General features: G+C 57.7%; 22 protein-coding genes and 1 tRNA gene. 11 read left to right on the top strand and 12 right to left on the bottom strand.

What is annotated here, in order from left to right; all coding sequences use genetic code 11:
* Window positions 1–25: 25 nt before the first annotated feature.
* The 5 genes from AC1ECK_RS13945 to AC1ECK_RS13925 all read right to left on the bottom strand — a co-directional run bounded on the left by AC1ECK_RS13945 (window position 26) and on the right by AC1ECK_RS13925 (window position 5,366).
* On the bottom strand, window positions 26–1,132 hold the full coding sequence (locus AC1ECK_RS13945; protein WP_480319959.1) for a hypothetical protein: 1,107 nt from the start codon (window positions 1,130–1,132) through the stop codon (window positions 26–28).
* Entirely contained in the window at window positions 1,119–2,438 is a 1,320-nt protein-coding gene (locus tag AC1ECK_RS13940) for an MFS transporter (protein WP_480319957.1), read from the bottom strand. The genes AC1ECK_RS13945 and AC1ECK_RS13940 overlap by 14 nt, the downstream gene beginning before the upstream one ends.
* Before the next feature lie 83 nt (window positions 2,439–2,521).
* Complete coding sequence (locus AC1ECK_RS13935) at window positions 2,522–3,673, bottom strand: DUF5624 domain-containing protein (RefSeq protein ID WP_480319955.1); 1,152 nt, start codon at window positions 3,671–3,673, stop codon at window positions 2,522–2,524.
* A 15-nt stretch (window positions 3,674–3,688) separates the two neighbouring features.
* On the bottom strand, window positions 3,689–4,567 hold the full coding sequence (locus tag AC1ECK_RS13930; RefSeq protein ID WP_480319953.1) for an amidohydrolase family protein: 879 nt from the start codon (window positions 4,565–4,567) through the stop codon (window positions 3,689–3,691).
* Window positions 4,568–4,589: 22 nt separating this feature from the next.
* Entirely contained in the window at window positions 4,590–5,366 is a 777-nt protein-coding gene (locus AC1ECK_RS13925) for an HpcH/HpaI aldolase family protein (protein ID WP_480319951.1), read from the bottom strand.
* Window positions 5,367–5,463: 97 nt separating this feature from the next.
* On the opposite strand from AC1ECK_RS13925, the gene AC1ECK_RS13920 reads away from it, so the two are divergent.
* A complete protein-coding gene (locus AC1ECK_RS13920; protein ID WP_480319950.1) occupies window positions 5,464–6,351 on the top strand; it encodes a LysR substrate-binding domain-containing protein in 888 nt (295 codons plus the stop codon).
* Window positions 6,352–6,454: 103 nt separating this feature from the next.
* Here the strand turns inward: AC1ECK_RS13920 and AC1ECK_RS13915 are convergent, their stop codons facing one another.
* The gene (locus AC1ECK_RS13915; protein ID WP_480319947.1) at window positions 6,455–6,829 is read right to left on the bottom strand and encodes a hypothetical protein; all 375 of its coding nucleotides are present in this window, start codon (window positions 6,827–6,829) and stop codon (window positions 6,455–6,457) included.
* A 48-nt stretch (window positions 6,830–6,877) separates the two neighbouring features.
* On the opposite strand from AC1ECK_RS13915, the gene AC1ECK_RS13910 reads away from it, so the two are divergent.
* From AC1ECK_RS13910 to AC1ECK_RS13900, 3 genes are all read left to right on the top strand, one after another.
* On the top strand, window positions 6,878–7,312 hold the full coding sequence (locus AC1ECK_RS13910) for a MarR family winged helix-turn-helix transcriptional regulator (protein WP_480319945.1): 435 nt from the start codon (window positions 6,878–6,880) through the stop codon (window positions 7,310–7,312).
* A gap of 1,265 nt (window positions 7,313–8,577) precedes the next feature.
* Window positions 8,578–8,805, top strand: a complete 228-nt coding sequence (locus AC1ECK_RS13905; RefSeq protein WP_480319943.1) for a hypothetical protein — start codon at window positions 8,578–8,580, stop codon at window positions 8,803–8,805.
* 48 nt (window positions 8,806–8,853) lie between these two features.
* Window positions 8,854–9,063: a hypothetical protein gene (locus AC1ECK_RS13900; RefSeq protein ID WP_480319941.1), complete on the top strand. Its 210-nt coding sequence runs from the start codon at window positions 8,854–8,856 to the stop codon at window positions 9,061–9,063.
* A gap of 649 nt (window positions 9,064–9,712) precedes the next feature.
* Here the strand turns inward: AC1ECK_RS13900 and AC1ECK_RS13895 are convergent.
* From AC1ECK_RS13895 to AC1ECK_RS13885, 3 genes are all read right to left on the bottom strand, one after another.
* Window positions 9,713–10,825 (bottom strand): type I restriction endonuclease, encoded by a 1,113-nt coding sequence (locus AC1ECK_RS13895; RefSeq protein ID WP_480319939.1) that lies wholly within the window; start codon window positions 10,823–10,825, stop codon window positions 9,713–9,715.
* A gap of 1,082 nt (window positions 10,826–11,907) precedes the next feature.
* The gene (locus AC1ECK_RS13890) at window positions 11,908–12,426 is read right to left on the bottom strand and encodes a restriction endonuclease (protein WP_480319936.1); all 519 of its coding nucleotides are present in this window, start codon (window positions 12,424–12,426) and stop codon (window positions 11,908–11,910) included.
* A gap of 98 nt (window positions 12,427–12,524) precedes the next feature.
* Complete coding sequence (locus tag AC1ECK_RS13885) at window positions 12,525–12,767, bottom strand: Arc family DNA-binding protein (protein WP_480319932.1); 243 nt, start codon at window positions 12,765–12,767, stop codon at window positions 12,525–12,527.
* 119 nt (window positions 12,768–12,886) lie between these two features.
* Here AC1ECK_RS13885 and AC1ECK_RS13880 point away from each other — a divergent pair, with 119 nt between their 5' ends.
* The 7 genes from AC1ECK_RS13880 to AC1ECK_RS13850 all read left to right on the top strand — a co-directional run bounded on the left by AC1ECK_RS13880 (window position 12,887) and on the right by AC1ECK_RS13850 (window position 15,655).
* Window positions 12,887–13,180: a hypothetical protein gene (locus AC1ECK_RS13880; RefSeq protein ID WP_480319929.1), complete on the top strand. Its 294-nt coding sequence runs from the start codon at window positions 12,887–12,889 to the stop codon at window positions 13,178–13,180.
* A gap of 180 nt (window positions 13,181–13,360) precedes the next feature.
* Entirely contained in the window at window positions 13,361–13,552 is a 192-nt protein-coding gene (locus tag AC1ECK_RS13875) for a hypothetical protein (protein WP_480319925.1), read from the top strand.
* The gene (locus AC1ECK_RS13870; RefSeq protein WP_480319922.1) at window positions 13,545–13,793 is read left to right on the top strand and encodes a hypothetical protein; all 249 of its coding nucleotides are present in this window, start codon (window positions 13,545–13,547) and stop codon (window positions 13,791–13,793) included. Before AC1ECK_RS13875 ends, AC1ECK_RS13870 begins: the two co-directional genes overlap by 8 nt.
* A gap of 92 nt (window positions 13,794–13,885) precedes the next feature.
* The gene (locus AC1ECK_RS13865) at window positions 13,886–14,287 is read left to right on the top strand and encodes a hypothetical protein (protein ID WP_480319920.1); all 402 of its coding nucleotides are present in this window, start codon (window positions 13,886–13,888) and stop codon (window positions 14,285–14,287) included.
* Window positions 14,280–14,756: a hypothetical protein gene (locus AC1ECK_RS13860; protein ID WP_480319918.1), complete on the top strand. Its 477-nt coding sequence runs from the start codon at window positions 14,280–14,282 to the stop codon at window positions 14,754–14,756. Before AC1ECK_RS13865 ends, AC1ECK_RS13860 begins: the two co-directional genes overlap by 8 nt.
* Complete coding sequence (locus AC1ECK_RS13855) at window positions 14,749–15,033, top strand: hypothetical protein (protein ID WP_480319916.1); 285 nt, start codon at window positions 14,749–14,751, stop codon at window positions 15,031–15,033. Before AC1ECK_RS13860 ends, AC1ECK_RS13855 begins: the two co-directional genes overlap by 8 nt.
* Complete coding sequence (locus AC1ECK_RS13850) at window positions 15,026–15,655, top strand: hypothetical protein (RefSeq protein WP_480319914.1); 630 nt, start codon at window positions 15,026–15,028, stop codon at window positions 15,653–15,655. The genes AC1ECK_RS13855 and AC1ECK_RS13850 overlap by 8 nt, the downstream gene beginning before the upstream one ends.
* A gap of 200 nt (window positions 15,656–15,855) precedes the next feature.
* Here AC1ECK_RS13850 and AC1ECK_RS13845 read toward each other — a convergent pair whose 3' ends face one another.
* From AC1ECK_RS13845 to AC1ECK_RS13835, 3 genes are all read right to left on the bottom strand, one after another.
* Window positions 15,856–16,104, bottom strand: coding sequence for a hypothetical protein (locus tag AC1ECK_RS13845; RefSeq protein WP_480319912.1), 249 nt, complete (start codon window positions 16,102–16,104; stop codon window positions 15,856–15,858).
* Window positions 16,105–16,873: 769 nt separating this feature from the next.
* Window positions 16,874–16,949 (bottom strand) — tRNA-Thr (locus AC1ECK_RS13840).
* Window positions 16,950–17,003: 54 nt separating this feature from the next.
* The gene (locus AC1ECK_RS13835) at window positions 17,004–18,020 is read right to left on the bottom strand and encodes a class 1 fructose-bisphosphatase (RefSeq protein ID WP_480319910.1); all 1,017 of its coding nucleotides are present in this window, start codon (window positions 18,018–18,020) and stop codon (window positions 17,004–17,006) included.
* Between the last annotated feature and the right edge of the window lie 48 nt (window positions 18,021–18,068).

Here is an 18,068-nt window from a genome sequence, read left to right as displayed (position 1 = left end):
GAGCGCTGAGGATGTCGGTTAGGCGCTAACCGTTGAACCGGTACAACGTCGAATCGGTGCGAAAGCGGATCTCGTCGCTCAGGCTGTTGCTGACCACCAGATAACGCTGACCGTCATCGACGAAGCTGGCAGCATCGGTCGCACCGGATGTCGTGAAGTCGCCCACCAGTTCGAAGCACGCATCGCGCCACTGGAAAATCTCCGATTGCTGCACGACAACCGGTGCTTTAGGTGTGCCGGTGATAAAGCACGCGCGCACCAGATAGCGACCCTCTTTGCCATCGATCAGGCACAGCTCGCGTCCACCGGGGCCGCCCAGTATCTGCCTATCGACAAACTGTGCACCGTCGAATCGATAAAGCGTGGTGTGTTTAAGCAGGTTCGCGTGCACCATCCATAACGCGCCCTCCGCTTCGAAAAAGCGGAATGCGCGGCCGCCGTTTTCGTTGAACGTTTGCAGCGGTACAAACTTCTCGCCATTCCATCGATTCACCGACGATCCACTGACGTGATCCGCATACGCGAGATAGTGCTCGCCGCCGAATGACACGAACGCGAAGTTGTAGCCCCATTGCCCATTGAAAGTCTGAAACGGCTCGAAGCGTTCGCCATGCCATTCGAACAAGCACGATTCGCGCGGATGTTTCGGCACGACACCGTCGACCACGGCGCCTTGCGCCAACCCGAGGAAATGACGCGAGTCGAACGAAAAGGCAGTCCACTGCTTCGCTGCAAATGCGGGAAAGCTTTGCAAAGGCACCCATGCGCCAGCGATGCGTTCATACACGAGCGCTTCGGTATCGAGATCGTACGGCCCCTTGCCGCTTCGAATACCCGCCGCCGCGAGGAAGCGCCGGCCGTCGATTTCGAAGTACTCGAGGTCTTCGCCGCCAGGTAATGCCAGCGTTTCATGCTCGACGAAACGACCGTCCTGCCAGCGGTAAATCGGCGCTTCGATATCGCTGTCGCCGCCGTTCATGTAAGGCGGCTCACCCGGCACGTCGCGCGCGAGTTGCGGCACCGCGAGAAAGGTACCCTCGTCCGTCGTAAAGACTTCGACTGCGCGCGCGCCGCTGGTCGGCAACTGCTGCAGCGTCGTGAGCAGGCCTGCGCCCAAATCAGTTCTTGCCATGACCCGCCTCTCCCAACTCCGAACCCGTGATCGCAAAAGACGCAGTCGGTGTGACCGGCCCACTCTCTTTTTCGCGCGGCCGCAGCACATTGGCGAGACCAATACCCAGCGCCGCGCCTACGGCGAGGATCGCCGCCAGCATGAAAAGTGCTTCGAAGGACAGATGCTGCGACAGCAGGATGCCGCCGACCACCGGCCCGACGATCGAACCGAGGCGTCCGATCGCCAGCGTCCAACCGACGCCGGCCGCACGCACGTTGGCGGGAAAGAGATAGCTGGCAATCGCCGGAAACGTCAACTGCCCGCCGACCAGAAACGCACCGACGGCAAATAGCATCGCAAGCGCGACATTCCCCGCACCGATGATCTGGCCCAACGCCACCGTCAACACCGCGCCGCCCAGAAAAGAAATCGCCACAGGTACGAATGGCCCGCGCCTGCCGACCACGGTCGAAATCACCAATGCACCACCGATCGCGCCGAAATTGAGCAGCACGGAACCCAGCGCTGCACGACCAGGTTCGACGCCGTTCATGTTGAGAATGGTCGGCATGAAACTGACCAGGAAGCCCGACAGGATCATGCTCGACAACACGCCGAACCACAGTGCCAACGTCGCCGGGAGCCGGCCACCGGCGAACACGCCGCCGACCACTTCCAGACCGCGCGCTGCGGCGTGCTGTTGCGCTGCCGCCCGTTCGGCGCGGCTGACGGCTTGCGCCGGAATCACGAGAAGCACCGGAATCAGCGCGAGCAAGGCGAACGTGCCGCCCATCAGGAACACGAACGGCCAGCCGAAGCGCACCATCAACGCCGCGGTAATCGCGCCGCCCACCACCGCGCCGAGCGGAAAGCCGATGAACATCAGGATCACCAGCGAAGAGCGGCGCTGCGGCGAACTGCTCTCGGCCGTGATCGCCGCAACCGGCGGAATGGCGCCACCCATGCCGAGGCCGCCGATAAACCGGAGCGCGGCCAGCATCGTTGCCGACGTGGCAAATGCACAGCCAAGCGTGAAAATGCCGGTGACGGCAAGCGCCAGCAGCAGCATCGGCCGTCGCCCGAAACGGTCCGCCAGCGGGCCGACGATCAGCGAGCCGAGCACCGTGCCGATGAAGCCGGCGCCGAACACGCGTCCCAGTGTTGCGTGATCGATCTGCAGCGACTTCGCCAGCAATGGCGCGACGAACGACAGCATTAACGTGTCGAAGCCGTCGATCATCGACACCGCGAAGCACACCAGCGTGATGCGCAGTACGTTGCTGACCGGCGGACCCGCCGACGGCTCTTGTAAAAGTGCATTCATGAAGCCTGTCTCCTTCATCACGGGCATTTTGTTGTAGCCCGCGCGGCTGCCCTTACGCGCGGGTATCGGTCGGGCGGCCGTCGTTACGACCGCGCGGCGCCCGGAAAAGTCACATTCGTAAAGCCTGGGATCTCAACCTTTTGCGGCTGGTTGCCGTTGCGGTACAACTGATCGACGATGTAATCAGCGACGCAGTTGGACAATAGCTGCGTCGGATCTTCCATGATGCGGCGCAGACGCGCCGTAGTCGCATCGCGATCGTCGAGCGAGGTGATGGGTGGCATGCCGTCGGGCGGCGCCGGATCGAAGTGAAACGGACGCTGCCCGGGAAACAGCGCACGCGCGACATCGATACTCGAGTGGGTGTTGAGCCACAACGCCCGATACGTGCGCTCCAGTTCCGCCATGCCGGCGGCATCCGGCAATTCGGCGATCGAAAACGACGGCGCATGCGGCGCGATGAACACGCGCTCCGGCAACAGCACGCGATTCGACGCGCACCACACCAGATAGCACATGTTGTTCGACGCCCACGTTACACCGGCTGTCGGCCTGCCCGACTGACCGCTGATGAGCACCATCAGGCGGTTCCAGTCGAGTGCCTGCGCGCGCAACCAGTTGCCGATGCGGTAGACGATGTCGAGAAACGCAAGCCCGAAGGTCGCGAACATCACATCGTTCATCGGTACGGGAAACGTGCTTGTGGGCGGCGCGGCGAAGTACTCGTCGTTCAGACGCTCGAAGCGCAGCAGCGAGTGATCTTTTTCGATCCGGTCAAGCAGTTCGATCGTCACGCCACAGGTGTAGTCGACGAGATCGGCGATCTTCTGCTCATGGCCCGCGAAGCTATCGACCGCGATGTGATCGCGCCAGAGCGCAAGCGAGTTCGCCGCGCGGGTTGCCTCGGCATGGCCGCGCAGGTTCGACGCATCGCGTTGCCACGCGTCGTCGTGCGGCGACAGTTCACGCATCCGCGCAAGGTAAGCCAGCGCCAGCGGCAAATGCGATACCGCCGTCAGCTCGATGAAGCCACGTGTCGATTTGCGAAAGCTCTCGAGGGTCGGCGCACGCCCTGCGCCGGGAAACAGCACGATATCGCTGCCGGTCGAGACCAGTAGGGGATCGTCCGCTTGCTGCTGCGCCATCTGCTGCGTCAGATGCGCGCCGATGCTCTGCGGGTCTGACGTGAACGCGCGAAAGAGACCGGCAAACGCTGCGTTGGGTTGGTAGGACATAGTGGGGGGACTGCCTCAGTAGTCGAACAGCCGTGCCGGGTTGTCGGACAGAATCATCTTGTGCACCAACGGATCGCCGGTCCATGCGCCGAGCAGATTCAGCAATTCGCCGGTGTCGCGCGTCGAATCGGGAATGTGCGGCCAGTCCGAGCCCCAGATCACCTTTTGCGGCGCAGCCTCGATGATTGCTTCGGCCATCGGCGCCACCGCTTCATAGCCACGATGCCTGGCGATCCGGTACGGCGCGCTGAGTTTAAGCCAGCAATTGCCGTCTTTCAGCAAACTGAGGAGACGGTCGAAATCCGCCTGGGTGAGGTCGTCTTCCTCGAGCATGTAGCCCATGTGATCGATGACGAAATCGGTTTGTACGTCGGCGAGAAACGGAATCAGATTGCGCACGACCCAACCCGGCGCATAGAACTGCACGTGCCAACCGAGGCTCGCGCACAAGCGCGCCATCCGCGCGATGTACTGCTGGATCTCGACGGTCGGCAGACCGGAACGCGCAAACAGATCGAGGCGCACCGCGCGAACACCGGACTGATGGAAGCTATCCAGCGTGGCCGCGTCGGTGTCCTCGTCGATCATCACGACGCCACGCGCGATCGAGCCCGCCACGTGCAACGCATCAATCAGACAACGGTTGTCCGTACCGTAAAAACTCGGCTGCACGATTACGAAACGCTTCAGGTGCAGTACGCTCATCATCTGCAGATAGTGCGAGAGCTTGCCGTCCGGCAGCGTGTAGTGTGGATGCTCGACTTTCGGATATTTGTCTTCGGAACCGAACACGTGCATGTGCGCGTCGCAGGCGAGCGGCGGCATCGTGAACGACGGGCGCGACAGGGTTTCATAGTCGCGCATCGGCGTGGAAATCAGCGGGGTTTCTGCCATGATCTGAAAATAGAAGTTCGAATTAAAGTTGACGTGCCTGCTCGACGCGTTCGCGCAGCGCCGCCAGATAAACATCGCTGTCGATGCCGGCAAAGACAAAAGGCGCGGCGCCCTCGCGGCGCAATGCGTTGAGCGCCTCGCACTCCGGCATGCCACCCACGATCGCCACCTTGCCGTGCCGCTCTGCTGCCACGATCACCTTGCGACACGCGGCCACGACCTCGGGATGTGCCGATTCGCCGGTGTGGCCCAGGTCGGCGGAGAGATCATTGCAACCGAGCGCGAGCACGTCGACGCCTTCGATCGCCGCGATCGCATCGGCCGCTTCGACGCCGGCGCGGCTTTCGATCAGCACCTTGAGCACGGTCGCGTCGTTCAGACGACGGTTGAGTTCGCGAGCAGGAAGTTTCTCGAAGTTGACGTAGGGTAGCGTTGCCAGTTGCGAACGCTGGCCGAGCGGCGGAAAGCGCGTGGCGATCACGGCCTCGCGCGCCTGGTCGGCAGTCTCGACACGCGGCACGATGATGCCGAGCGCGCCGCCATCCAGCACGCGGTTGATCGTGCCGTAATCGCGTTCCGGCACTCGCACCCACGGCATCAATCCGAGGTCGACCGCGCATGAGCACAGTTGCGACACGGTGTCGACCGGCAGCGAGCTGTGTTCCATATCCACCCAGATCGTGTCGTAGCCTGCCGCTTTGGCCCAGCGGATCGCATCTGTCGTGCGCGAGGCACGAATTCCCAGCGCGATGACCTTGTGTCGTGCTCGCAGGCGTTCGACCAGTTCAGCACCGTTCATGTTGTCTCCGCCGTTGTGTAGGTGGAAGACAGTATCGCCCGGTAAACAGTTTTCACTTATTCTCTAAACCAATATTATTGATTTAAAGAGTAAATCAGTGAATCTCCGACACCTTGAGTATTTCGTCGTTCTTGCGCAGGAATTGCACTTCCGGCGCTGCGCAGAGCGGCTCGGCATCACCCAGGCGCCGCTGAGCCTCGCGATTCAAGCGCTCGAAGCGGAACTGGGCGCGCGGCTCTTCCACCGCACGCGCCGCACTGTCGCGCTGACCGAGGCGGGGCTGGCGTTGCTGGACGACGCACGCGCGATCCTCGCGCGCGTCGAACATGCCAAGGAGAGCGTGTGGGAAACCGTCAGCGGCGAGGTAGGGCGTTTGCGGGTCGGCTTTACCAACGCATCAACGCTTTCACCGTTTTTCCCGAGGTTGATTCACGCGTACCGGACGCAACGTCCGAAGGTCAACATCACGCTGCTGGAGTTGTCGTCGTCCCGGCAGATCGAGGCGATCGAGCAGCGCGAAATTGACGTCGGTTTGCTGCGGATGCCCGAAAGCGCGCCTCCCACTGATCTGGTGTTCACGCCACTGATGGAAGAGCCGCTATTGCTCGCCATGCATGCCCAGCATCGGCTCGCCAATGCGTCTTCGGTCAAGATCAAGGATCTGCGCGACGAGCCGTTCATCGCCTATCCGCGGCAAGCAGGGGTGGCGGTGTACGAACAGACCGTCGCGCTATGCGCGAAGCGCGGATTCGCGCCTCAAGTGGTACAGGAGGCTCAGCAAGCATCGACTCTGATTGGCTTGACCGCCACCGGATTAGGTATCGCCCTCGTGCCGTCGACGCTGCAGACAATCGCGGTTCCAGGCGTTGTATTCCGAGATCTGAACGAAACGGACACGACTACCACGCTGTATATTGGTCACCGCTATGGCGACGCGAATGCCCGGGCAATGCAATTTGTGGAACTGGCGTTGGCGCTGAGATGATAACTACTCCCTGACGGACGCAGGCGACCTCCGGCGGCCAAACCATCCGTCGGGTCACCGTCATAGTGTTCTGGCCTTCAAGATTTGCGTACGTCCTCTTGTGCTAACGCACGTTATCGAGTCGCGGGGCATCCTGCCGGATCGTATAGATGAAGATCACCGCCGGCGTTATGGTCAATATTGCAAGCGTCGCCGGTCCGATCGTCTTCATCACGTCGTGAGACACCCAGCCGACGATTGCATCGCAGGCCTGTATCGCTGCCAATAGAAGGGCCAGCGTGGTGATTCCTGCATAGGAGCGTATGGCAACCGCAACGAGTGTTGCAACGGCAAGGGGCACGCTACGCGCAACTCCATACATTGCCGCAGCGTCAGCCAGCGGTTGACCGATGACCATTGCCAGCGAAAACCCCGCGCTAACCAGTGCATTGATAGAAGTGAGAGCCGCCAAGACAAAGAACAGGATTTTTATTCTCATAAAGAATCGTTCCCTCTATGAATAATTTGGTTAATGTAGTATGTCTGAATGAAACCGTCAAGCCATCTGACCGACACCTCGGGATACATGCTAAGCAAGCTCGGGCAGGCCGCCACCGAGCAGTTCGCCCAACGGTTGCGTTCAATCGGGATTCGTCCGAAACACTGCGGCTTACTCGCGGCAATCCGCAAGTTGCCCATGACGTCGCAACTGGCGCTTGGGCAGGCATTGAACCTCGTGCCGAGTGCAATCGTTGCGATGATCGACGATCTGGAAGCGTTGGGTGCAATCAGTCGAGTCCCGGATGAAGCGGACCGGCGTCGATATGCAATTGAACTTACCGAAAAAGGCGTAGCAATGCTGCATCAAGCGACGGCAATCGCCCAGCAAGTGGACGATGCAATACTCGATCCTCTGGGGAAGGACGAGCGAGATGCACTGCGTCAGATCTTAAGAAAGTTGACCACTGGCTTGTCTCAATAGTGAACGTTTGCCACCGTCGACCACCCTTCGGACATCCTCGGCGAGTGACGGTCCGTTCTTCGGCGCAAAGCCGGCGCTCAAACGTTCATGTTCCTGATCACTCGCTCGCGGTTGTACGCCGGTACGTGAACGCTCATCTCCGTGCTAACCCGGTCAAGCGCGCGGGTCACGGAGTGCGTCGACCCCGTCCGGGGTTTCAGGGTGCCTAGAACGGTGGTAACGAATTGATACCCACAGCCTAAAATTGCCGCGACCATTATTATTTTTAATGAATGCATGTGACAGATCTCCGTGTCGTGCCTGTAAGCGCTCTACGAGCTGGCACGGCCGGAATGCTAACATGCGTTAAATTATTCGCAACGGGAGAAAAGATGGAATCGTTTTGGAGAAACCCATGGGTACCCGTTTCAACGGTTGTGCTGCACCTTCCGGATAAGAAATCGGCGTGAATATTAGGGACCACTAATATCTTCTTCAACTTGCGGAAAAAACTTAGACGCAAAGACAAAACCCGCCAAGCCTTACGCCCATCGGGTTTGAGTTGGTCGGAGCGAGAGGATTTGAACCTCCGACCACCTGCACCCCATGCAGATCATGGACGCGGGAGTGCGGCGGCCTCACCGATACCCGGGGCACCCTCAGTCGTACTTTTCCGGGCGTCGCACGCCTTAGTTTTAATCTGTTATTGCACTGGAGTGTGCTCGAAGCGGAATGCTATGTACTGCTACAGTAAGAGTGTCTAACACGGGGACGGCCACTCAGCCGCTTCCCGATTCTCAGCAACGGCTTGGCGAACAGCTTCTAGCAGGTCTGGATGCGTTTCAGAGGAGGGGATTTCGATCAACTTGCGCGCAGGCGTCTTGGCTTGAAGCTTCAGCGATACTCGATAAAGTTTGCTTGGCGCAGTCATATCTGACCTCCAGCTTTGACGACAGCCAATTCGGAATGAGCGTTTCGACTTGCTTGTCGTTTTCGAGAATTGCGCTTTCGGATCTTTGCCGAATGTGGAGTTGTGCATCCCTTGAATCGTGTTTTTCCAGGCTTCATCGGCATGCAGTTGTGCTGATTTCAGGGTGTGCGCGGTCCGCTGACTGCTTTTAGGTATTGGCGTGAACGCGGAAACTCAGCTAGAAAATGCGCGACGTACAGTATTGGTGAGCATAGTGCGCCCCGCGTTGATGTGGAAAGCAAAGTTTATGTATTTCCTACATGTTGAGATGCTGTGCGTTTAGCCAGTCAACGTGGCGCTCGACGGAATATGCGGAATGTGCATCTCATATGTCAGCAACCGCCTCAAGGCCAGCCTCGATGACGTGATCAGTCCGCATTCAGCCGCCAGTCTGCGCGTGGCCGATGAGTTGCGCGAGCTGGCGTCGGCCATTCAGGCCATCTCGAAGCGGGTAGCGCGCACGCATGTCCTGTTCAACAACTGCTATCGGGACGTCGCGCAACGCAATGCCCTTGACATGATCCAGATTCTTGCGAGGGAATGACGATCAGCACGCCGTCTGCGGCTGGGTAGTTCGGTCGCCGGCACTTGCATGGCCGATGAGTTGCACCAGCGCGAGGAAGCAGAGCAGGTCGGCTCGTTCGGCGTCGTTGAGCTTATTTGGGTTGCTTCAATCATCTCGATTCCAGTCGCACTTCCCCCCTGCTCTAACCATAGCAGCAGCGGCTCGCTGTTCACCAACAAGACATTCGACGCACAGAAGCAAGCCGCCGGCAACCCGATCGGACCTCCGTCGCCGTAGAGGCGTCTGCGCGATGGCACGTCATACTAGGGCGCACCTAGAGATAGTACAAGTTGCCGAGGTGAAGCCGAAAAGCCATTCTCCATACGTGTTTCAGGAGCCAGTCCTTCCGTCGCCTTTCGACGCTTTCCATTCTTGTGTGAGCACCATCGCATGTGGGAAATACGCCGCTATACGATGGGGGAGGCGAATATTCGATACCCGCACCCAGTCCCCAGATGTGGCGCACGCCAAAATTCGGACAGGCGAAGAACACCGGTAGCGCACCTCGAAAGTAGACAGCGTTGTCGGCGCATGAATGCACCTGGATGTCGTCCGCCACTGTTTGGCACGCGAGGGGCGTTTCCGTCGCCGAGATCGCTTTTGAGAAATACAGCAAGACGCAAAGAACCCCGAGCCGAAGTTGAATTTTCAGCCGTTTCATTGGTTGAGTTTTCTGTCTCAATCGATTGTTGCCCGTGTGCGACGATGATAATAGCGTCGGCTCGATTTCAGCCGGTGCACCTTGATACACTATGTTGGCAAGCAGATGCGATGGTTTAGTCGTTCCGCAGGCCGTATGTCGACGACTACCGGGTCGGTGAGCGACGGCTTGCGGACGACTCAGGCTTCTATTATGTCCATCGCAGCTCTAGGTTAAAGAAAAGTGTCACGTAGCAGCGACGTCGCTAGCGCTTTCCTTAGAAGAGTCGGTTTTCACGTACGCACTTACACACGCTCTTAGGCGATCATCGAAGTCAAATATTTGGTCGACACTTCCAATCGGAACTCGCTCTTCCTCTTTGTTGTCGTTGAACAACCCAATGACAAGGCGATTTTCATTGTTGAACCGTAATCGGCAGATTGGTTTGCGATTGTTATCGTCAAATAGAACAGCGCAGTAGCTTGCTGCGGCGCGCATGGAGACGCGACCCGGTTTTGCCACGGGACGAACAATCGCCCTGACGATCTGGAACGCTTCCAATGCGCTCTCCGAGGGCGCAAACGCTTCTTCAGCGTCAGGGGAGTCTTCCACGGCGATCGGCGTTGGCGTAGCGGCGATTGGCTCTGGTGTCATTGCACCTTTGAGCCGCTCGTTGATTTTATCGCTCACAAGCTGCTGGAACGCCTGCTTGGTGACTTGCGTAAAAAGGTCCTTTACTGCATTTCTAAACTGTTTTCCTGCCAAGAACTCTGCGGATGCAAGGCGAACAAACTCTTCCGGAGGATTGGTCATCCAATCGTTCAGCGTGTTTTGGATCGAACGTGTGTACTTGAGGTGATTAGCCGTCGTCAGTATGGTCTCGACATCAAAGGTAGCCTTGGCGAATTTCTTCAGTTCATCAACATCCTGCTCGCGGAAATCCAAGATATTGAACTCGAAAAATGGCTTGTCGTCCATCTTGTTCGCCTTTTCGAGGTCAGTGAAAAACCTGTAAACAATACCATTCGTCAGTACGCCGAATCGTGCTTCGGTCACATGGAAGTAACGAAACAATTGTCCTGCATGGTTGATGTTCAGATCGCCGCCGCTCTTCTTGCATTCGAACAGCATGATAGGCCGGCCATCTTTGAGAATTGCGTAGTCAACCTTTTCGCCCTTTTTTGTCCCGACGTCCGCTATCAGTTCTGGCGTAACTTCCAGCGGATCAAATACGTTGTACCCCAGCAACTGGATGAACGGCATGACCATCGCGTTCTTAGTGGCCTCTTCCGTCTGCAGCATATCTTTGGCAACTGCTACACGCGATGCAAGCGCTCTGACTTGATCGATAAAGTCCATTATTAGTCCCTCGGCCATTGTGGTTCTAGTTAAATTTCATGTAAGCGATGAAATTCTGGCCGCAGGGACGTTTTTTTGCAAGAATGGTATTGAACTTAACGATTTGTAATATTTGACCGATTCCGCATGTCCTCGCTGGGATACTTGGATTCTGCGATGATAGAGGTGCGGGAGTACATTGAGATCGACATCGAAGACTTGACCGGTATCGATTAGTGATTGCCATGAAGAGAAAAAGTTCCAGAGGACATGATGGCAGGGCAAGAGAATCCGGAATACCGAAGGCTTGTTCGAGAGGCGCTTTTAAGGTGGCAGTCCGACTGCTTGGGAGCCTTTCAGGTATGAAACCTGGGAACTGTTCGCACGCTGGCGCTCGTCAATAGTGCTGGCTTAGCTGGTGTCTCAGCAATCTATGCCAGTGAGAGTGTTGTGAAGGCCACTCTCGGAGGCTACCCATCAGCGGCACTTTTTCGCACTTGGATTGGTCGCCGCTCTCATCAATATGTACGCAAATTCTCAAGGGCACATCTGGCGCCAGCGTGAAATTATGGGGAGAATCAAGGCACTTGATGCGCAGACTCTATCAGCACAAGACGCTATCGCAGATGCAACGCAAGGAACATGACCATTTCGGATCGCCGAGGGAACCGGTTGGCTGACTGCGACGCTTTTTATCGGCGGGGCGTGGCCTTTTGTCAAACCTGCGCTTATCCCACTGTTTGCCGCGCTTCACTGATTGTCGCTATACGCGTCTCAGGCGCACATCGAAAGCTGTGATGCAGAATCCGGCGCTGTTTCACATACTGCTGGATTGCCTTGAGGGGAGTTGCACAGCGGCTCCCGATATCGATCACTTTGTGTCGATGGCATGGCCTGAAGTCGCACGATGCCTTCCCTTGCCCGGCATGCTACTTGGCCGGCAAGGAACAACCGCTCATAGCATTGCCGCGGAAACACAAATTCGATCTCCTGAAATTTCCGTCTTGCGGGACGCAGTTCGATATTCCCATCGACGATTAAGGTCCTTTTGTTTATGCGACGACATCGTCGCTGCGCAGCGTGCCTGATAGCTGTGTTAGATCCTAACCAGGCAGCCCAAAAGCGTCCTGGAGCGCTCCGACATCACGGGTGGAAATGAGTGCGGTCGCCCCGCTCGCTAGAAGCCAACCAACCACAGGGTCGATATAGTCGGGTAATGGATCTGTTTTACGGTCGACCCCGCCGCCTTTCGCCAGCCAGGTAGTCCTGCCGTTAGCCAACTGGATAAGTGCAATTCCATGGGCTTCCGCGACCTCGATTGCGCCTGACTGAAAGCCGGAAGTCGAAAATATCATGCCCTTATGCGCACCGACTGATTGCAGGCGCGCGACGAGTGCCTGCACTACTTCGCGCTTCACCCTGACCCTATGCCGCTTACATTCGATTAGAACCAGGAACAGCGCGCCGCCGAGTGCCGAGAAACGTGTGACGACGTCGATCTCATATTCCCCATCCGAGCCAGCGACTATCTCCCGATGCGTCGACTTGTAATCGACCAGTTCATTTCCAGCAGCTTTGTCGATCCAGGCCTGAACCGTCTGCTCATACTCGATCGGCGACATCGGGGAAGGGGTATCGTTTCGTCAATAAGAGTCATGCTGCCGCCGCTTTGAAATTATTCGTGCGCTATGTGGCCTCATCGACCCAGAACCGGACTCGGTCAACTTTTCTTTTTCTTCCGTTCCCGCTCATCCAGCACCTGACCAACCTTCTCGGCGAACAGGTCGAGCGTGTGCTCGTCGATCAGGGGCGCGCTCGAGCCTTTCTCTGCGCCGAAGCTTCCCTCCAGACGAGCCACCACCTCGGCGGTTAGGGGGCGTTTGTTTTGGGCTGAAGCCTCGTCCAGCAGATCTTTCAGATTAGCTGGGATTCGTAAATTCACTTGGGGTTCGTCGCGAGCCATGGCGAATATTAATGCAGCACGGTGCTTGCAATAAATAAAGCACGGTGCTGCATTTCAATCAAGGTCAATGTACAACCATGCCAATGACCACCCAGATTTCCCTTCTAAAGGAGCGAATCATGAACAGCCAAACCAGTACCGCCAAGACCACGGCCAGCGCTCGCCGTCAAAATTTGCGTTGCGAGCGCAACAACCTTGCGATCCTGACAAACCGGTTTGGTACACGTGTCGTGCGCGTCGTGGGCCGCGCAGCAGATCTCTACTACGACTGGAAGGTGGGGGTGCTGGGCTCGCCGATCTGGGCGGTCGACGCCCGCAGCAACGCGCCAGCTATCACGAATCTCGGTTTCGTGATGGACGGGCAACTGATCCCGCTCGTTGACACGGACGACGTTGAGCTGGCGTTTGCGTGAGCACCATGAACACTTACCCATAAACCCCGGCACCGCGCCGATCCACGTCATCGTCCAGGATGCACTGCGCGCTGCCGTACATGCTCCGAGCGAGCGCGAGGGTCTTGACCTGCTTGCAGATGCGCTACGCAAGGTTTCGGAGTTAACGGCGGCTGCAGCGGCTGAACGCGGAGCGCTGCAATGAATGCCACGACCGGCGCCGAGATCAAGACTATCGAGGCCGCGGCAAAGCTGATTCCTGACCTGCTCCAGGACTCGACCTATCCACGGACAAAGCTCGAGCGAATTACCTACGCGGCTGCGGTTGTGAGGCGACAAGCTGACGTCGGGCTGAAGAACCTTCCGAAAATGCCGGAGACGCCTCATGCTTAACGTATGCGAGTCAAGGGCGACTGCCACTGTGCATGCCGATCTGAGCGCAGACGACGTCGAGCGCCTGCATTACCTGCTCGGGGCGCTTCGGGCATCGTTGATGCTGTGCGAGGACGGTGACGTTGGCGCATTCACCAGCGACTTGCGGTCCGCGTTCTTCGCCAATCTGGCAAGCATGGCGACGTCGGCGCATGCGATCGTGTCGCATATCACGGTGCCGTGCGGGGGAGGGAATGACTGACGGCACGGATCGGAAAATAACGTAGTGCATGAGGCGTAATGTGGGTATTGCACCGGTCGTCGGCGCTTTGTAACCTCATAGGAATCCATATCATGAATACTGAAGCTCTTGCTCGTCCTGAGCAATCCAGCGACAACACACAACCGCCGACCGAAGAACGTTCGTTCGGCCCGATGTCACCTTCCGCTGTTCTCAGCTTCCCGCACGCCCGCACCAAGAGCCTTGATGCCGACGAACTTCGATTCCTGAGCCAGGCCACGGAATGCGCCATTCATATGGCCGGCAACCTTGCCGAGACGGTCTCCAATATCGGCTGCCTGATCTTCTGGGACGATCAGCCCGGCAAGGTACGCGCCGGTAACTTCACGATTAGCCAGAACGTGACCGACCTGATGTTCGTGATTGCGGACCAGCTCCGCGTCATCAGCGAGCTCACGCAGATCGGCGATGACGCAAGCTTCCTTCTTAGCGAGAAGGGAGGGCGCCATGTCTAAGCCTATCAATCTGGCGTCTTTGCCGAAAGACGATGCGCTCGCACTGGCCCGGGTTTGCGGCCGTGCAATCTTCGGTGACGCTGAAGCGGTGTCCTATGTCCAGCGCGACCTGGTCTCGCATTGGGTCGGCAAGAACGTGCCGAAGGCGGTAGGGCAGTCCGACGAGGAGTTCGGCAATCTGGTCAGCGAGATATTCGATGAGTTTGACGCTGGAGTCGACGAGGCGGTGAGCGCGGCTCGTGAGGGCGGAAAATACAGGGAGGTCATTGAACGCATCGCCAAGCTGTTGGATGAGCAGAGCGCCTTCGCCTGGAGGATCCAGAACCTCCTGGAGTTCATGGCCGAGGCGCTTCCGGACGACGAACTGGACGCATTGCCGGTGAAGTGCGCGCTGATCAACGCTAAGACGGACATGTACAAGCTTGCAGAAACCCTGATGGGTCTTGTGAGCGAGGCGAAAAATGGCTAAGCGCATTGTGACTGTTGAATATCTGGCCGGCACGCGCGAGGCCCAAGAGTTTCTGGAAGGCTGGAGCGATCGTCAGTTCGCCGCGCCGTGGGACATGGGCGATGAGTTTATGTCTACGCTCAACCAGATGCCCCAGCAACGTCGGCGCGGATTCCAGGACGCGGTGTTCCTGTATCTGCAGATGGATCTCGAAGGCGGTTCCCCGAGATTCGACGATCCGTGGCTAAAGGAGCTCGAAAACCCGGATGCCTACCTTCAGGAGCATGCGAATGGCTGACATCCTGCACATGCCGGCCGTGCCTCGATTGAAGGGGCGCCGCAGAATCCGCCCGCGCACAGACAGGCCACTAGCCCATACTGTAAGCCTGCAGACGTACCGGGATAATGTCGTTATCAATTCCGGATTGGCTGGGGTAAAGGAGATACAACGTGACTCGTATGTTCATCTTGGCGTAAATGCGTTTGGCGATATCACCTACGACTGTCACTTTAACCGTATCAACATTGAGCCGCATCATGGATGCTCTTGTGTTTCTGATGGCCAAAGCCCGTGTTGTCAGGGCGAAGGGATCAGCCAGCTATCAGAGCGAATAATTCAAGCCATGCAAGAAGAACAACATCTCATCCGCGACCGCGCATATGGTGTCTGGCACCGGTCGCGATCGATTAGTCGCTTCCTCGGCCGTCGCCAGGCGCAGTCTCTGACGATGGCTGATCTTGATAGCGTGCTGTTCGTCGAATACGGGTACTCGAACAAGTTGCCGCTGGCGCTGGTTGAGGTGGCACAGGACATTGGACAGGAGAAGCCGATCGGCGTCATCCGGGAACTGGCGAAGATGTCGAACCTGCCGGCGTTCGTTGTTCTTATACACGCCAGCGCCTCGAGCCAATCCAGTTAGCCCTGCGTGGCACGACATCGATGGTTTTCGCGTGAAGCGTGTCTGGCCGAGGCCTGAGCAGGCATGGCGGACGTTGTCGTCGGGGGAATGGGCGAATGCCTTGGTGCAGATCAGGGACTGGCAGTTACGGAGGTTCGTATCACAGGCCGCGGCAAACGAAGATATCTACTGAGCCTTTAGGAGTGCCCGACCGCCGCAATTCACTTCAGATCGTACAAGTCCCTGGCGTGATCAATCACGCTCTCGATCGCGGTAGGGAAGATTGTTGTAAAAACAATTGCGTCGGAGCCTTCTCGGACTTCCCCGATCTTTGCGCGCCAATTTCGTCCATTGTCGTCCATCCGATGGGCTTCGATCTCGACTGATCGAACGGCTCGCGTCAGAGGCGTTTCGCTGATCAGGCCCATGAGGATTTGGTTCAGCTCGGCTGCGGTCTTCGATTCTTTCATTGCGGTACCAATTGGTGAGACGATATTCTTGCCTGAACGGCCTTAGTGTCGTATTCAGCGAAAGACGAGTTGTATGAAAGCTCCGCCGCCCCTGCAGCAGTACTACGCGCGCTATCTGTGTTCAGGACACAGATGGATTCGCATATCCGCTGACACTTTTCGCAGAATTGGCCGCGTCATTTTACCGAGCAAAACCAAGTTTTGGCGCTAGACGGTTGTATGTTGCGCCTTCGAAGACAAAGGTGCCGACTACGCCACACGGCGGGATGGTGCTTTTTTTGAAATTGCCCACCGGCAAAATGGAGGACAGTTTTTTAACGTCATCTCCGTTGCTGAAAACTAGATGAGTTAGCTTCCCTTCCTTTCTCATGGACCAATCTCCCTGACATACATGATCAATACAAGAAGCTTGCCGATCAGCCCGTACGCGGTTGGCATAACCAAGCCCTCGCGAGTCAAGCCGCGCGGTCTTCCAGCTGGGACTCGCCCAAATAGACAAACGCCAGTGCCGTGCTTTTGGAGGAACTCATTCCAAGATAGTTTGGGTATTTTAGTTCTCTTCGCTAAAAGTCGATTCGTAGCCAACCAGATGTGGGGCGCGGACAAGAGAATCTGTCGGCATCCTTGCCGCGAACTTTAGCCACCTCTGTGAAGGAAAGTCTCCAGAGTCCGGCCGCCACTTTCCCCGAAAGTAGTTACACAGCGGTTACATGGACCCCACAAAGCAAAAAGCCCAGTCGCAATGACTGGGCTAAGTGCTTGAATCTGTTGGTGCCGGAAAGAGGAATCGAACCCCCGACCTTCGCATTACGAATGCGCTGCTCTACCGTCTGAGCTATTCCGGCATCAGGAGAACCGAGATTATAGGGACTTCATCAGCGCTTTGGCAAGTCCCCGGCTCAATTTTTTGTTTCGAGATGGTAGCGGGTCACGCGATCAACCTCGTTCTTCGAGCCGAGGAATACCGCCACGCGCTCGTGCAGGCTTTTCGGGACGATGTCCAGAATGCGCTTCTCGCCGTTGGTCGCGGCGCCGCCAGCCTGTTCGACGATGAACGCCATCGGATTTGCCTCGTACATCAGACGCAGCTTGCCCGGCTTGTCCGGGGTGCGCTTGTCGGCCGGGTACATGAAGATGCCGCCGCGGTTCAGGATACGGTGCACGTCGGCCACCATCGAGGCGATCCAGCGCGTATTGAAGTCGCTCTGACGCGCACCGTCCTTGCCGGCCTTCAACTCGCCAATGTATTTCTGGACCGGCGGATACCAGTGGCGCTCGTTCGACGCGTTGATCGCGTATTCGCGCGTTTCCACCGGAATGCGCATGTCGCTTTGCGTGAGCACCCACGAGCCCAGCTCACGGTCCAGTGTGAAGCAGTTCACGCCGTTGCCGGTGGTCAGCACGAGCACGGTCTGCGGACCATACACGGCGTAGCCCGCCGCAACCTGCTGCGTGCCCGGCTGGAGGAACGACTGCTCGGTCGGCTGTTGGCCGTCCGGACAACGCAAGACCGAGAAGATCGTGCCGATCGACACGTTCACGTCGATGTTCGACGAGCCGTCCAGCGGATCGAACACCAGCAGATATTCGCCCTTCGGATAGTTGGCCGGAATCGGGAAGAACGTTTCCATTTCCTCGGAGGCCATGCCGGCGAGGTTGCCGCCCCATTCATTTGCATCGAGCAGGATTTCGTTCGACAGGATGTCGAGCTTTTTCTGCACTTCGCCCTGGACGTTTTCGCTGCCCGCGGTGCCGAGCGCATCGCCGAGCGCGCCCTTGCTGACGTGATAGCTGATCGCCTTGCACGCCCGCGCAACGACTTCGATCAGCAGGCGCAGATCCGCCGGCAGGTTGTTGGTCTCGCGCTGCTGCTCGATCAGGTACTTCGTAAGAGTGGTACGACGTTGCAAAGCCATTGCAGTACTCCGATAAGGCGAAGGAATTTTGCAATTTTACCTGCTCGC

The sequence above is a fragment of the Paraburkholderia sp. SSBN10T genome, from assembly GCF_056619545.1.
Note: the sequence above shows the minus strand (reverse complement) of the source record. Positions and strands in the feature narration are given on the sequence as shown.

Excerpts from the sequence above, each read along its gene's own strand:
- AC1ECK_RS13860 (WP_480319918.1), top strand. The coding sequence starts at position 14,280 with ATGTCTAAGCCTATCAATCTGGCGTCTTTGCCGAAAGACGATGCGCTC.
- AC1ECK_RS13835 (WP_480319910.1), bottom strand. The coding sequence starts at position 18,020 with ATGGCTTTGCAACGTCGTACCACTCTTACGAAGTACCTGATCGAGCAG.
- AC1ECK_RS13895 (WP_480319939.1), bottom strand. The coding sequence starts at position 10,825 with ATGGACTTTATCGATCAAGTCAGAGCGCTTGCATCGCGTGTAGCAGTT.
- AC1ECK_RS13870 (WP_480319922.1), top strand. The coding sequence starts at position 13,545 with ATGCTTAACGTATGCGAGTCAAGGGCGACTGCCACTGTGCATGCCGAT.
- AC1ECK_RS13875 (WP_480319925.1), top strand. The coding sequence starts at position 13,361 with ATGAATGCCACGACCGGCGCCGAGATCAAGACTATCGAGGCCGCGGCA.
- AC1ECK_RS13855 (WP_480319916.1), top strand. The coding sequence starts at position 14,749 with ATGGCTAAGCGCATTGTGACTGTTGAATATCTGGCCGGCACGCGCGAG.
- AC1ECK_RS13865 (WP_480319920.1), top strand. The coding sequence starts at position 13,886 with ATGAATACTGAAGCTCTTGCTCGTCCTGAGCAATCCAGCGACAACACA.
- AC1ECK_RS13925 (WP_480319951.1), bottom strand. The coding sequence starts at position 5,366 with ATGAACGGTGCTGAACTGGTCGAACGCCTGCGAGCACGACACAAGGTC.
- AC1ECK_RS13905 (WP_480319943.1), top strand. The coding sequence starts at position 8,578 with ATGTGCATCTCATATGTCAGCAACCGCCTCAAGGCCAGCCTCGATGAC.
- AC1ECK_RS13935 (WP_480319955.1), bottom strand. The coding sequence starts at position 3,673 with ATGTCCTACCAACCCAACGCAGCGTTTGCCGGTCTCTTTCGCGCGTTC.
- AC1ECK_RS13945 (WP_480319959.1), bottom strand. The coding sequence starts at position 1,132 with ATGGCAAGAACTGATTTGGGCGCAGGCCTGCTCACGACGCTGCAGCAG.
- AC1ECK_RS13850 (WP_480319914.1), top strand. The coding sequence starts at position 15,026 with ATGGCTGACATCCTGCACATGCCGGCCGTGCCTCGATTGAAGGGGCGC.
- AC1ECK_RS13845 (WP_480319912.1), bottom strand. The coding sequence starts at position 16,104 with ATGAAAGAATCGAAGACCGCAGCCGAGCTGAACCAAATCCTCATGGGC.
- AC1ECK_RS13900 (WP_480319941.1), top strand. The coding sequence starts at position 8,854 with ATGGCCGATGAGTTGCACCAGCGCGAGGAAGCAGAGCAGGTCGGCTCG.
- AC1ECK_RS13880 (WP_480319929.1), top strand. The coding sequence starts at position 12,887 with ATGAACAGCCAAACCAGTACCGCCAAGACCACGGCCAGCGCTCGCCGT.
- AC1ECK_RS13910 (WP_480319945.1), top strand. The coding sequence starts at position 6,878 with ATGAAACCGTCAAGCCATCTGACCGACACCTCGGGATACATGCTAAGC.
- AC1ECK_RS13890 (WP_480319936.1), bottom strand. The coding sequence starts at position 12,426 with ATGTCGCCGATCGAGTATGAGCAGACGGTTCAGGCCTGGATCGACAAA.
- AC1ECK_RS13885 (WP_480319932.1), bottom strand. The coding sequence starts at position 12,767 with ATGGCTCGCGACGAACCCCAAGTGAATTTACGAATCCCAGCTAATCTG.
- AC1ECK_RS13930 (WP_480319953.1), bottom strand. The coding sequence starts at position 4,567 with ATGGCAGAAACCCCGCTGATTTCCACGCCGATGCGCGACTATGAAACC.
- AC1ECK_RS13940 (WP_480319957.1), bottom strand. The coding sequence starts at position 2,438 with ATGAATGCACTTTTACAAGAGCCGTCGGCGGGTCCGCCGGTCAGCAAC.
- AC1ECK_RS13915 (WP_480319947.1), bottom strand. The coding sequence starts at position 6,829 with ATGAGAATAAAAATCCTGTTCTTTGTCTTGGCGGCTCTCACTTCTATC.